The following is a 12,690-nucleotide window of genomic DNA, read 5'->3' on the forward strand; positions in this document are numbered from 1 at the left end:
CACCCGCTCCCCCGATCCGCGAGACCGCTGCATAGCCCGCGAGAATTGGCGGCATGGCGCCCGGCCGGTCCGCGGGCTATGCAGCGGTCTCGCGGATCGGGGGAGCGGGTGGGCGATGAGGCGAGGCAAGCCATGGCCGATTCTGGCCGTCGCCCTGGCGCTGCTGGCGGTCTCGCTCGGCCTGCTGGTGGCCAGCCATGTCTCGTCGCAGCTGCAGGCCAACCGCCAGGCCGTCTGGCACAGTTTCCGGGTGGCCGATGTGACGCGGGCGCTGCTCTCGGCGGTGCAGGACGCGGAGACCGGACAGCGCGGCTATATCCTGACCGAGCGCGACAGCTATCTCGGCCCCTATGAGGCGGCGCAGCGGCAGGTGCCGTTGCTGCAGCGGCAGCTCGGGCAGCTGCTGGCCGGGAACGCGGCGCAGCGGGCGCGGGCCGAGCGGCTGCAGGGCCTGGTCGAGGACAAGATGGTGGAGCTGGCGGAGAGCCTGACGCTCAGCCGCAACCAGGGCTTCGCCGCCGGACGCGCGCTGGTGCAGACCGATCGCGGGCGGGAGTTGATGCTCGCCATCCGCGGCGCGGTGGAGGCCATCCTGTCCGAGCAGCAGGCGGCGCTGGGCCAGCAGGTCGAGGCGGCGGACCGCAGCCAGGATGCCAGCCTGCTGGCGGCGCTGTCGGGCATCGTGCTGTCGCTGGCGGCGATCGCGGCGGGGACGCTGCTGCTGCTGCGCAACAACACCCGGCTGAAGCGCGCCGAGGCGGCGCTGGCCGAGAAGGGCGCGGTGCTGCAGGCGACGCTGGACCATATCCAGGACGGCGTCGCGGCCTTCGATGCCGCCGGCGCGCTGGTGGCCTGCAACCGGCAGTTCTTCACGCTGCTCGACTTCCCGCATGCGCTGGCGAAGCTGGGCACGCCCTTCTCGGCCTTCCTGGCGATCGACCGGCGGCGTGAGCCCTCGGTGCTGGCGGCGCCGGACCGCGTGCGGGGCCCGGCGGGCAGCGGGCAGCAGGTGTCGCTGTCCCAGGCGGGCCGCGAGCTCGAGGTCTATCGCAACGCCATGCCGGAGGGCGGCTTCGTCGTCTCCTGCATCGACGTGACGCGCCGCGCCCAGGCGGAGGCGATCCTGCGGCAGACCCAGAAGATGGAGGCGATCGGCCAGCTGACGGGGGGTGTCGCGCATGACTTCAACAACATGCTGCAGGTGGTCAGCGCCAATCTCGAGATGCTGGGGCGGGAGCTCGGGCCGGAGCATGGCGGGCGGCGGCATCTGGGGCATGCCATCTCGGGCGTCGCGCGCGGCGCGCGGCTGACGGCGCAGCTGCTGGCCTTCGCCCGGCGGCAGCCGCTGGACCCGCGGGTGATCCATCCCGGGCGGCTGGTGCAGGAGATGACCGACCTGCTGCGGCGCACGCTGGGCGAGCGGATCGCGGTGGAGGCGGTGGTGGCCGGCGGCTTGTGGAACACCCAGGTCGATCCCGGCCAGCTGGAGAACGCGCTGCTGAACCTGGCGCTGAATGCGCGCGACGCCATGCCCGAGGGCGGCAAGCTGACCATCGAGGTCGCCAATGCCGCGCTGGACGAGGATTATGCCGCTGTCCATCTGGAGGTGGAGCCCGGGCAGTATGTGATGCTGGCGGTCAGCGACACCGGGCTCGGCATGCCGCCCGGGGTGATGGCCCGCGTCTTCGAGCCCTTCTTCACCACCAAGGAGGAGGGGCATGGGACCGGCCTCGGGCTCAGCCAGGTCTATGGCTTCGTCAAGCAGTCGGGCGGGCATGTGAAGCTGTACAGCGAGCCTGGCCAGGGCACGGCGGTGAAGCTGTACCTGCCGCGCTCGCGCCGGGCCGAGGACCTGCTGGGCGGCGGCTCGCTGGGGCCGGTGGTGGGCGGGCACGAGACCATCCTGGTGGTGGAGGACGATGCCGAGCTGCGCGAGGCAGTGGTGGAAATGCTGCAGGGGCTGGGCTATCGCGTGCTGCGGGCCGAGCAGGCGGAGGCGGCGCTGACCGTGCTGTCCAGCGGCGTGCAGGTCGACCTGCTGTTCACCGACGTGGTCATGCCGGGGCCGATCAGGACGCGCGACCTGGCGCGGCGGGCGCAGGAGATGATGCCGGGTCTTAAAGTGGTCTACACGAGCGGCTATACCGCCAATGCCATCATCCATGACGGCCGGCTGGACGAGGACGTACAATTGCTGAGCAAGCCCTATCGCCGTGAAGACCTGGCCCGCCATCTGCGCCGCGCGCTGGGGGCCGCTGCGCCGGAGCCCGGGCTGCTGGCCGCGGCGGCGCTGGGCGGCGGGTCCGGCGAGGCTGCCGGCGAGGGCGGCGAGACGCCGATCGGCTGGCCCGAGGGGGCGGTGGCGCTGGTGGTCGAGGACGACCCGCTGATCCGCATGAACCTGGTGCAGATGGTCGAGATCATGGGCCTGACGCCGGCCGAGGCCGGCAAGGCGGAGACGGCGCTGGCCTGGCTGGGCAAGAATCCGCGCCCCGCGCTGCTGATCACCGACCTGACCCTGCCCGGGATGGACGGCATCGCTCTGGCGGTGGAGGCCCGCAAGCTGCATCCTGGCCTGCCGGTGATGCTCGCCACCGGCCATGCCGAGGGTTCGCTGAGCATCCCGCCCGAGCTGGCCGATGGCCTGGGCTTCCTGGGGAAGCCTTTCGCGATGCTGCAGCTGGAACGTGCGCTGAAGGCGCTTTGGCTGAAGACTCGCTGATTTGCAGAAATAGAAGGGGGTCCGGGGGGATACTTCCCCCCAGCCTTTTCTTTAATGGTGATGGTGCTGGCAGGTCTCGGGCTTCGCCACCGGCACCGCCACCGCCTTCTCGATCACCCGCGCCGCCCGCAGGCACAGGTCATCCTTGTGCTGGGCCGCCGCCAGCTGCACGCCGCGCGGCATGCCGTCCTCGTCGAGGCCGAGCGGCACGGTGATGGCGGGCTGGCGGGTCAGGTTGAAGGTGAAGGTCCAGGGCGCCCATTGCTGCCACAGCGCCTCGGTCGGGCTCAGCGTCGGCGCATCGGCGGCGAAGGCGGCGGTCGGCGTGGTCGGGCACAGCACCAGGTCGTAATCCTGGTGGAAGACGGCCATGGCATGGGCGGCCTCGGTGCGCAGCGCCTCGGCGCCCAGGTAGTCGATGGCGGACATGGCGCCTTCGCGGGCGGCGACCTCTTCCAGCCCGTTGTCCAGCAGGGCGCGCTTCTCGGGCGCCATGGTGGTGACCAGGCGGGCGAGCGCCACGCCCCAGACGCGGCCGAAGATGGCGCGGGTGTCGGGCAGCACGGGGTCCGCATAGTCCACGATGGCGCCCTGCTCGGCGAGGATGCGGGCGGCGGTCTGCACCGCGGCCTCGCCCTCGGCGTCGATGGGGGGCGCGAAGCCCAGCTTGCGGACGACGGCGACGCGCAGGCCGGCGACGCCCGCCTCGATCTCGGCGCGCCAATCGCGCGGGTCGTCGGGCATGCAATAGGGGTCGCGGATGTCGGACCGCGCCATGGCCGAGAGCATCAGCGCCGCGTCGCGCACCGTCCGCGTCATCGGCCCGGCGCAGGAGACCTGGCCGAAGGCCGAATGCGGCCATTGCGGGATGCGGCCATAGGAGGGCTTCAGCCCGACCAGCCCGCAATAGGCCGCCGGGATGCGGATCGAGCCGCCGGCATCGGTGCCCACATGCAGCGGGCCGAAGCCGGCCGCCCCCGCGGCGGCGGCGCCGGAGGAGGAGCCGCCCACCGTGCGCTCCGGGTTCCAGGCGTTGCGGCTGATGCCGTGCAGCGGGCAGTCGCCCGGGGTCTTCCAGCCGAATTCGGTCGTCGTGGTCTTGCCCAGGATGACGGCGCCGGCGGTGCGCAGGCCGATGACGGCGGGCGCATCCTCCTCGGCCGGGGCGGCGGAGGTGGTCTTGCTGCCGCGGCGGGTGGGCAGGCCCTGGACGTTCAGCAGGTCCTTGATGGTCACCGGCACGCCGTCCAGCGGGCCGATCGGGCGGCCGGCGGCCCAGCGGGTGGCGGATTCGCCGGCCTGCTTCAGCGCGCGCGGGTTCAGGGTGGCGAAGGCGTTGACCCAGGGGTTGTAGCGCGCCACGCGCTCCAGCACGGACTGCAGCGCCTCGACCGGGGAGAGGCGGCGGCTGGCATAGAGGGACAGAAGCTGCTCGGCCGACATCTGGGCCGGATCGGTATCGGACATGCGCGCGCTCTCAAGGGGTCAGTGGGCTGCAAGATGGCGCCGCGGGCTGTCCGAGGAAAGGGCGGCTCCGCTTGGCGAGGTCCGCCCGAGGGCGCAGAGTGCCGCCCCTTTTGCTGACCAGGAGTTCCCGCATGGCCGATCAACCCGCGACCCAAAAACCCTGGGAATGGGACGAGCCGACCTGGCGCAAGATCGTCGGCCGCGCCTATGGCGGGCGCAGCCTGCAGCCCAAGGCCTGGCCGAATGGCGCGCGCTGCGCCGTGGCGCTGTCCTTCGACGCCGACCATGAGACCATCCCGCTGCGCGACTCCGACGAGAGCCCGATGCGGATCAGCCAGGGCCAGTATGGCGCGCGCCAGGGCGTGCCGCGCATCCGCAAGCTGCTGGACAAGCATGGCGCCCGGGCGACCTTCTTCTATCCCGCCGTCTCCGCGCTGCTGCACCCGGAAGAGGTGCGGGCGGTGGCCGAGGAAGGCCATGAGATCGGCATCCATTCCTGGATCCACGAGGCCAACACCACGCTGCCGCCGGGCGTGGAGCGCGAGCTGACGCTGCGCGCCGCCGAGACATTGGAAAAAGTGTCCGGCCAGCGCCCGGTCGGCATCCGCACGGCGAGCTGGGACTTCTCGGTCGACACCATGTCGATCATCCGCGAGATGGGGCTGCTCTACGACAGCTCGCTGATGGCCGATGACGAGCCCTATGAGCTCACCGTCGACGGAAAGCCCACCGGCATCGTCGAGCTGCCGCCGGAATGGATCCGCGACGACGCGGTCTATTTCAACATGGTGCGCTTCTCGGCGCTGCGGCCCTATACGCCGCCCTCGGCGGTGGAGGAGATCTTCAACGCCGAGTTCGACGGCGCCTATGCCGAGGGCGGGCTGTTCCTGCTGACCATGCATCCGCATGTCATCGGCCATCGCAGCCGCATCTCTCTCCTTGACCGCGTGGTGGAATACATCAAGGGGCATGAGGGCGTCTGGTTCGCGACCCACAAGGAGATCGCGGCCTGGTGCAAGCAGCAGGGCGGGCTCTGATCCTGTGGCGGACAGCGGATTCCGGTTCCAGCCCAACCCCCGGCACGGCGTGCCGGGGATCGTGGTGCTGCCGGACTCCGGCTTTCGCCGGGCCTCGGCGGCGATCGCCTCCTGGGCGGCGCCGGCCGATCCGGCAGCGTCCTGCATCGATCCCTGGATCGGCGCCGCGCATGCGGTGACGCGGCTGCTGGCGGCGGAGCTTGCCCGGCGTGGCGACGTGCTGGCAGCGGCGCCGGCCGCGCTGCTGGCGGGCGAGCATCGCGCGGCCCTGGATGGCGTGACCATCGCCGTCGCCGGCAGTCTTTCTTTCCGTGCCGCCCTGGCCGAGGCGGCGCAGCGCTGCGGGGCGGCGAGCCGCACGGTGCCGGCCGGCGAAGAGCATCCGCTGCTGCTGGCCGATACGTCATGGCCCGGCTTCGCCGAGCCGCCGCGCGACGTCATGCAGGCGCAGCGCTGGCAGGTGGCGCAGATCCTCGCGGCCGATCCGCCCGACGTCCTGGTGGCGGCCGACGGGGCAGGGGGCCTGGCCGCCGCCGCCGCCGTGCAGATCCGCGCGCAAAGATTGCCGACGCGGCTGGTGGTGGCGCAGCCGGAGGGGCGCGCCTGGCTGCTCGAGGCGCTCGCCGCCGGCGCCTTGCCGGAGCTGCCGCCGGGCGAGGCCAGCCTGCTCGCCTGGCAGGAGCTGGAGCGCAGCGCCTTCGCCGCCCTCGCCGTGCCGGCCGATTCCCATTCGGAACCCTTGGCGCTGGCCCGCGCCGCCGCGCTTCGGCTCGACGGCAGCGCGCTTCCCGGGCTTCAGCCTGGCGGAAAAACGCGGGCGATCGGCTGAACCCTCCGCTGTCTTCCGACTGTCATGCAACCGTAAAGCCGCTGCCATGCAGCGCCGCTAATCCCCGCCGCGATCAGGCCGGCCGGACAGGCCCGCCATCCTTTGGGGGTTCGCATGAAGTTCAAGATCGCGGCGCTCGCCGCCGGCCTGGCGCTGTCCTTCGGCGCGCATGACGCCGAGGCCCAGACCCGCACCCGCTTCACCTGGTGGTACGGGCTGAGCGGCCAGCTCGGCGAGGTGATGGAGAGCTACTGCAAGAACTTCAACGCGTCGCAGAACGAGTTCGAGATCGTCTGCACCAACCAGAACAGCTACGACCGCGCCCTGCAGAACACCATCGCCGCCTTCCGCGCCGGCGAGCACCCGACCATGGTGCAGGTCTATGACGTCGGCACCACCGACCTGATGCTGTCCGGCCAGTACCTGCCGGCGCGCCAGCTGATGAGCGAGAACGGCTACAGCGTCCAGTGGGACAACTACATCTCCTCGGTCGGCAACTACTACGCCACCAGCAAGGGCGAGATGCTGTCCTTCCCCTTCAACAGCTCGACCGCGGTGATGTACTGGAACGCCGGCGCCTACCGCGCCGTCGGCCAGGAGAAGCCGCCCGAGACCTGGGAAGAGGTCGAGAAGGCCGCCCGCGCGCTGAAGGCCCAGGGCCATGCCTGCCCGATCGCCATCGACTTCGACAGCTGGCAGCACTGGGAACAGTTCAACGCCATCCACAACCTGCCGATGGCGACGCAGCAGAACGGCTTCGGCGGGCTGAACGCCGAGCTGCAGATCGCGCCGCTGTTCCGCCGCCACGCCAACAACCTGATCGCCTGGCAGAAGGAAGGCCTGATCCAGATCCGTACGCCGCAGGGTGGCCGGGGCCTTGCTGACAGCTTCGCCCAGGGCGAATGCGCCATGATGATGGCCTCCATCGCCAACCACGTGGCGATCGGGCGCACGGCGAAGGCCGACCTGCAGTGGAGCGTCGGCATGCTGCCGCTCTATGCCGGCCACAACCGCACCAACAGCATGGTCGGCGGCGCCAGCCTCTGGGTGCTGAAGGGCCGTCCGGCCGCCGAGTACAAGGGCGCCGCCGCCTTCCTGGCCTTCATCGCCAAGCCGGAGCAGGAGCAGTTCATGGTCTCCAACACCGGCTATATCCCGGTGACGCGGACCGGCTTCGAGAGCATCAAGGCCAGCGGCTTCTACGACCAGCCGCAGAACCGCGGCCGCGAGGTGGCGATGACCTCGCTGCTGGTGACGGAGCCCACCGAGAACTCGCGCGGCCTGCGCCTCGGCAACTTCACCCAGATCCGCGCCCTCTATGCCAACGAGATGGCCGCCGCCTTCTCCGGCCAGAAGACGATGGACCAGGCGCTGAACGACCTGCAGGCCGAGAGCAACCGCCTGCTGCGCCGCTTCGAGCAGACCTATCGCGGCCGCCAGCTGCCCTGATCGCCTGCATCTGAACCGCCCCGCGCGCCATGACCGGCGCGCGGGGTTTTCGCCGTATTGACGGGGAAGAGAACTTGGAACGCCGCGCCACCTTCCGCACGCCGCTGCTGCCCTGGCTGCTGGTCCTGCCCCAGCTGCTGATTATTTTTGTCTTCTTCTACTGGCCGACGGGGGAGGCCTTCGTCTGGGCCTTCACCCTGGAGCAGCCCTGGGGCGGCGGCCGCGAATGGGTCGGCTGGCAGAATTTTTTCGAAGTTTTCAACAGCGCTCACTACTGGTCTTCCGTGAAGGTCAGTATTGTCTACGCTGTCGGCACTTCCATCCTGGCGATCGGTGCTGCGCTGCTGCTGGCCCTCTTCGTCGACCGGGAGGTGCGCGGCAGCCGGCATTGGCGCGTGGCGCTGATCTGGCCCTATGCCATCGCGGCGCCCGCCATCGGCATGATCTTCCGCTTCGTCTTCGACGCGCGGGCCGGCATCTTCAGCGTGCTTAACACGATCTCGCCGAACGCCTGGGACCCGTCGCTGAACGGGACGCACGCCATGCTCATGCTGATCCTGGCGGGCGCCTGGCAGCTGGTCGCCTACAACTTCGTCTTCTTCCTGGCCGGGCTGCAGTCGATCCCGCGTGCCTTGACGGAAGCGGCGGCGATGGACGGCGCCGGGCCGATGCGGCGGATGCGCGACATCCAGGTGCCGCTGCTGGCGCCGACCTTCTTCTTCCTGCTGGTCATCAACCTGACCGACAGCTTCACCAACAGCTTCGGCCTGGTCGACATCATGACCGCCGGCGGCCCGGCCCGCGCCACCGACCTGATGGTCTACAAGATCTATGCCGACGGCTTCAAAGGCCTCGATTACTCCGGCGCCGCGGCGCAGAGCATCGTGCTGATGGGGCTGATGGTCCTCCTCACCTTCGTCCAGTTCCGCTTCGTCGAGCGGAAGATGCATTACCGCTGAGGACCCGCCGCCATGGTCGAACGCCGTCCGCTGCTGGACCTCTTCACCCATTTTCTCCTGTTGCTCTCGGCGGTGGCCTTGCTGGTCCCCGTCTGGCTGGCCTTCGTGGCGGCCACGCATGACATCGCCGGGGTCAACCGCGTCCCCATCAACTGGCTGCCGGGCCCGCATTTCTTCGACAACCTGTCGGAGGCCTGGACCCGCGGCGGCTTCGCCTCGCGCTTTATGACCAGCCTGGTGGTGGCGATCGGCGTCACCGCGGGCAAGATCGTGCTGGCCATGCTGGCCGCCTTCGCCATCGTCTTCTTCCATTGGCGGCTGCGGCTGGTGGTCTTCTGGCTGATCTTCATCACGCTGATGCTGCCGCTCGAGGTTCGCATCGTCCCCACCTATGCGGTGGCGGCCAATGCGCTGCGCCCCTTCCAGGCGATCCTCGACGTCACCGGCCTGACCTGGCTGATCCAGATGGTCGCCGGCATCCAGGTCGACCTGCAATGGCGCCTGCTGAACAGCACCGCCGGCCTGATCCTGCCGCTGATCGCGACGGCGACCGGCACCTTCCTCTACCGCCAGTTCTTCCTGACCATCCCGGAGGAGCTGGTGGAGGCCGCCAAGATGGACGGCGCCGGGCCGCTGCGCTTCCTGCGCGACGTGCTGGTGCCGCTGTCGGGCACCACCATGGCCGCACTCGCCACCATCCTGTTTGTCTATGCCTGGAACCAGTATCTCTGGCCGCTGCTGGTCACCACCGAGCCCGAGCGCGCCACGGTGATGGTGCAGCTGTCGCGCATGGTGCCGCGCGGCGACGGCGCCCCCGAATGGAACATCGTCATGGCCGGCGCCCTGCTGGCCATGCTGCCCCCCCTCGCCATCGTCATCCTGATGCAGCGCTGGTTCGTGCGCGGCCTGGTGCAGACGGAGAAATGAGCATGCACGCCATCGAGTTCAGCGCCGCCCGCAAGGTCTATGGCAGCAGCACCGCCATCCACGACGTCGACCTGGCTTTGCCGGAAGGCGCCTTCATCGTCATCCTCGGCCCCTCGGGCTGCGGCAAGTCGACGCTGCTGCGCATGATCGCCGGCCTCGAGACCATCTCCGGCGGCGAGCTGCGCATCCACGGCGCCCGCATGAACGAGCGCGAGCCGAAGGACCGTGGCTGCGCCATGGTCTTCCAGAACTACGCGCTCTATCCGCACATGACGGTCGCCGAGAACATCGCCTATCCGCTGAAGGTCGCCGGCATGGCCAAGGCTGAGCGCCAGGCGCGCCTGGCCGAGGTGGCCAATGCGCTGGAGCTCTCGGCGCTGCTCGAGCGCCGCCCGGGCCAGCTCTCCGGCGGCCAGCGCCAGCGCGTCGCCATGGGCCGCGCCATGGTCCGGCGCCCTAAGGTCTTCCTGTACGACGAGCCGCTGTCCAACCTCGACGCCAAGCTGCGCGTGCAGATGCGCCTCGAGCTGCGGCGCCTGCACGAGCAGCTCGGCGCCACCTCGGTCCTGGTCACCCATGACCAGCAGGAGGCCATGACCCTGGCCGATCACCTGGTCGTGATGAATGCCGGCCGTGTCGAGCAGACCGGCACCCCGCGTGCCGTCTATGAGCGCCCGGCCAGCCTCTTCGTCGCCGGCTTCCTTGGCGCGCCTGCGATGAACCTGATCCCCGCCGAGCTGATGCCGGGCGGCGAGGTGGTGAAGCTCGCCGGCGGCCCGCTGCTGCGCCTGGCCGGCCGCATCGTCCATGGCAATGCCGCCGTCACGCTCGGCATCCGGCCCGAGCATGTCACCGGCGGTCCGATCGATGCGGAAGTGATCATGGTCGAGGATCTCGGCAGCTCGGCGCTGGTGCATGCCAAGCTGCCCGGCGGCACGGCCATCGCCTGCCATGTCGCGGCCGAGGCGGCGCCGGCGCGCGGCAGCCGGATCGGTCTCGAGATGCCGGCCAACCGCCTGCATCTTTTCGACACCGTCAGCGGCGAGCGGCTGGAGCTGGAAAGCCTGCGCCATTCTGAAACATCGTCGGGGCTGGACTTTGCCCCCAGCGCAGCACGATAAAGCGGCCAGGAACGTAACCTGGGAATGACATGATGCTCATGAATCGCCGCAAGCTGTTTGTCGCCGGCGCTGGCCTCGCTGCCCCGGCCCTGCTGCCGTCCGGCTTGCGCGCCCAGGGTTCCTGGCCCAGCCAGCCGATCCGGCTGGTGGTGCCCTTCTCGGCCGGCGGCCCGACCGATATCCCGGCCCGCCTGATCGCCGACGAATTGTCGAAGATGCTGCCGCAGCGCGTGATCGTGGAAAACCGCACCGGGGCCGGAACGGTCGTCGGCGCCGACGCCGTGGCCAAGGCGCCGAAGGACGGCCACACGCTGCTCTACACGACGATCGCCCAGGCGGCGATCCGCGCCATCTATCCGAGCCTGCCCTTCGACCCGGTCACCGACTTCACGCCGGTGGCGCTGGCCGGCACCATCCCGATGCTGCTGATGGTCAACAAGACCGTCCCCGCCAATAGCCTTGCCGAGCTGATCGAGCTCTTCAAGAAGAACCCGGGCAAGTACGACTATGCCAGCACCGGCAACGGCGCGGCGCTGCACCTGGCCAGCGAGCTGTTCCTGCGCCAGGCCGGCGGGCTGAAGGTCAACCACGTGCCCTATCGCGGCTCGGCCGCCGCCATGCCCGACCTGCTGAACGGCACCGTCGCCATGATGCTGGACGTCGCCAACAGCGCGCTGCCCTTCGTCCAGCGCGGCGAGGTCAAGGGCCTGGCGATCTCCTCGGCGCAGCGCATGCCGCAGCTGCCGAACCTGCCGACCTTCCAGGAGGCGGGCGTCCCCGGCTACGAGGCCTATACCTGGCACATGATCCTGGCGCCGGCCGGCACGCCGGAGCCGATCGTCACCAAGCTGAACCAGGCGGTGAACCAGGTGCTGGCGATGCAGTCGGTGCAGACGCGCCTGGCCGACCTGACCATGACCACCCGCAGCGACAGCACCCCCGAGACGGCGAAGAAGTACCTGACCGACGAGATCGCCAAGTGGGAGCCCATCATCCGCGAGGCCGGCATCAAGGCCGACTAATTTTCAACGCGGCCGCCGTCTCCTGGAGACGGCGGCCGCTGCATCGAACGAGGGGCGCGACCTTTGGGGTTGCGCCCCTTTTTCGTTCAGAGCGTGGGCAGGGGCGTCGCCACCGCGGCCGTGTCCGGGAAGACGGTGACCAGGCGGCCGCCCTGCCACTGCGCCAGCACCGGCTGCGCTGCCAGGTTCTGCCCGTTCTCGTCGAAATCCGCCGGCCAGCCCATCGGCGCCGCCTGCCCGTCGAGGTCCAGCCCGATCACCGCGGCGCGGATCTTCTCGCGGTCCAACGAGCCGGCGCGGTGCAGCGCCTCGAAGAAGATCCGCGCGCCGGCGTTGTTGGCCAGGCTGTGGCCCGAGCGCGGGTCATGCCCGTATTTCGAGCGATAGGCCTCGGCCAGCGCCCGCGCCTCGGCCCCCATCCGCCCGGCCACCGCATAGGGCGGGAAGTCGACGGTCATGACCCCCTCGAAGGCCGGGCCCAGCGCCTGGGCGGTGTCGGCCAGGCTGTAGCCGCCCGCGGCGCCCATCACCATGCGCGGCCGCCAGCCGGCCTCGCGCATCGCCCGGAACAGCAGCATCACCTCCGAGGCGTGGCCGGCATGCAGCAGCAGTTGCGCATCCGCCGTGCGCAGCCGCTGGACGAGGGCCGGGATATCCTGCCCTCCCGGCGCATAGCCGAAGCGGCCGAGCAACCCCGCCTGGCCCTGCAGCCCGGCCTCCTGCGGGCCGGCGACGCTCTGCCCGTAGGGCGCGTCCTCGTGCAGGATGGCGATGCGCAGGCCGGCCAGCGGCGTCTGCCACAGCGCCGGAAGCAGCCAGCGGGTGGCGCGCAGGCTGAGGGCTGCGAAGTCGCTGCCGCGCGGGCAGGCGCGGAACAGGTAGCGGAAGCCGCGCGTGGTGATCGAATCGTTGATCGCGCCGAGCTCGAAATAGGGCAGCCCGGCCAGCTCCGAGGCCTGGCTGGCCGCCAGCGACAGCGGCGAGGCGCAGGTGCCGAAAATCGCCGCCACCCGCTCCGCCGCATTGGCCGGCTGCGCCAGCCGCCGCACCGCCTCGCCGGCCTGGGCGGCGTCCGTCGCCTCGGCCTTGACCAGCCGCAGCATCCGCCCCTGCACGCCGCCCAGGCCGGCGAGGCGGTGCGGCGGCTGGCGCAGCCG

At 70.4% G+C, this 12,690-nt stretch carries 10 protein-coding genes; 8 read left to right on the forward strand and 2 right to left on the reverse strand.

The genetic code is table 11. The features are described from left to right. The first annotated feature begins 115 nt into the window (after positions 1–115). Complete coding sequence (locus BKE38_RS22185; RefSeq protein ID WP_076959416.1) at positions 116–2,722, forward strand: response regulator; 2,607 nt, start codon at positions 116–118, stop codon at positions 2,720–2,722. Positions 2,723–2,773: 51 nt separating this feature from the next. Here the strand turns inward: BKE38_RS22185 and BKE38_RS22190 are convergent, their stop codons facing one another. Next, on the reverse strand, positions 2,774–4,189 hold the full coding sequence (locus BKE38_RS22190) for an amidase (protein WP_076959417.1): 1,416 nt from the start codon (positions 4,187–4,189) through the stop codon (positions 2,774–2,776). Between the two features lie 131 nt (positions 4,190–4,320). Between BKE38_RS22190 and BKE38_RS22195 the strand changes: the two genes are divergently transcribed. The 7 genes from BKE38_RS22195 (at position 4,321) to BKE38_RS22225 (ending at position 11,533) form a co-directional block, all read left to right on the forward strand. Next, positions 4,321–5,226, forward strand: a complete 906-nt coding sequence (locus BKE38_RS22195; RefSeq protein WP_076959418.1) for a polysaccharide deacetylase family protein — start codon at positions 4,321–4,323, stop codon at positions 5,224–5,226. A gap of 4 nt (positions 5,227–5,230) precedes the next feature. After that, entirely contained in the window at positions 5,231–6,055 is an 825-nt protein-coding gene (locus BKE38_RS22200; RefSeq protein WP_131829683.1) for a PALP domain-containing protein, read from the forward strand. Positions 6,056–6,169: 114 nt separating this feature from the next. Then, positions 6,170–7,504, forward strand: coding sequence for an extracellular solute-binding protein (locus tag BKE38_RS22205; RefSeq protein WP_076959420.1), 1,335 nt, complete (start codon positions 6,170–6,172; stop codon positions 7,502–7,504). 74 nt (positions 7,505–7,578) lie between these two features. After that, on the forward strand, positions 7,579–8,463 hold the full coding sequence (locus tag BKE38_RS22210; protein ID WP_076959421.1) for an ABC transporter permease subunit: 885 nt from the start codon (positions 7,579–7,581) through the stop codon (positions 8,461–8,463). A gap of 12 nt (positions 8,464–8,475) precedes the next feature. Beyond that, a complete protein-coding gene (gene ugpE, locus BKE38_RS22215; protein WP_076959422.1) occupies positions 8,476–9,390 on the forward strand; it encodes a sn-glycerol-3-phosphate ABC transporter permease UgpE in 915 nt (304 codons plus the stop codon). Positions 9,391–9,392: 2 nt separating this feature from the next. After that, positions 9,393–10,511 (forward strand): ABC transporter ATP-binding protein, encoded by a 1,119-nt coding sequence (locus BKE38_RS22220; RefSeq protein WP_076959423.1) that lies wholly within the window; start codon positions 9,393–9,395, stop codon positions 10,509–10,511. Between the two features lie 29 nt (positions 10,512–10,540). Beyond that, positions 10,541–11,533 (forward strand): Bug family tripartite tricarboxylate transporter substrate binding protein, encoded by a 993-nt coding sequence (locus BKE38_RS22225; protein WP_367596204.1) that lies wholly within the window; start codon positions 10,541–10,543, stop codon positions 11,531–11,533. Positions 11,534–11,619: 86 nt separating this feature from the next. Here BKE38_RS22225 and BKE38_RS22230 read toward each other — a convergent pair. Further along, positions 11,620–12,690 (reverse strand): ABC transporter substrate-binding protein (locus BKE38_RS22230; RefSeq protein WP_076959424.1); only part of this gene is annotated, 1,071 nt, incomplete at its 5' end.

Origin of the sequence: Teichococcus deserti, from assembly GCF_001982615.1 — a bacterium.
Classification (GTDB): domain Bacteria; phylum Pseudomonadota; class Alphaproteobacteria; order Acetobacterales; family Acetobacteraceae; genus Pseudoroseomonas; species Pseudoroseomonas deserti.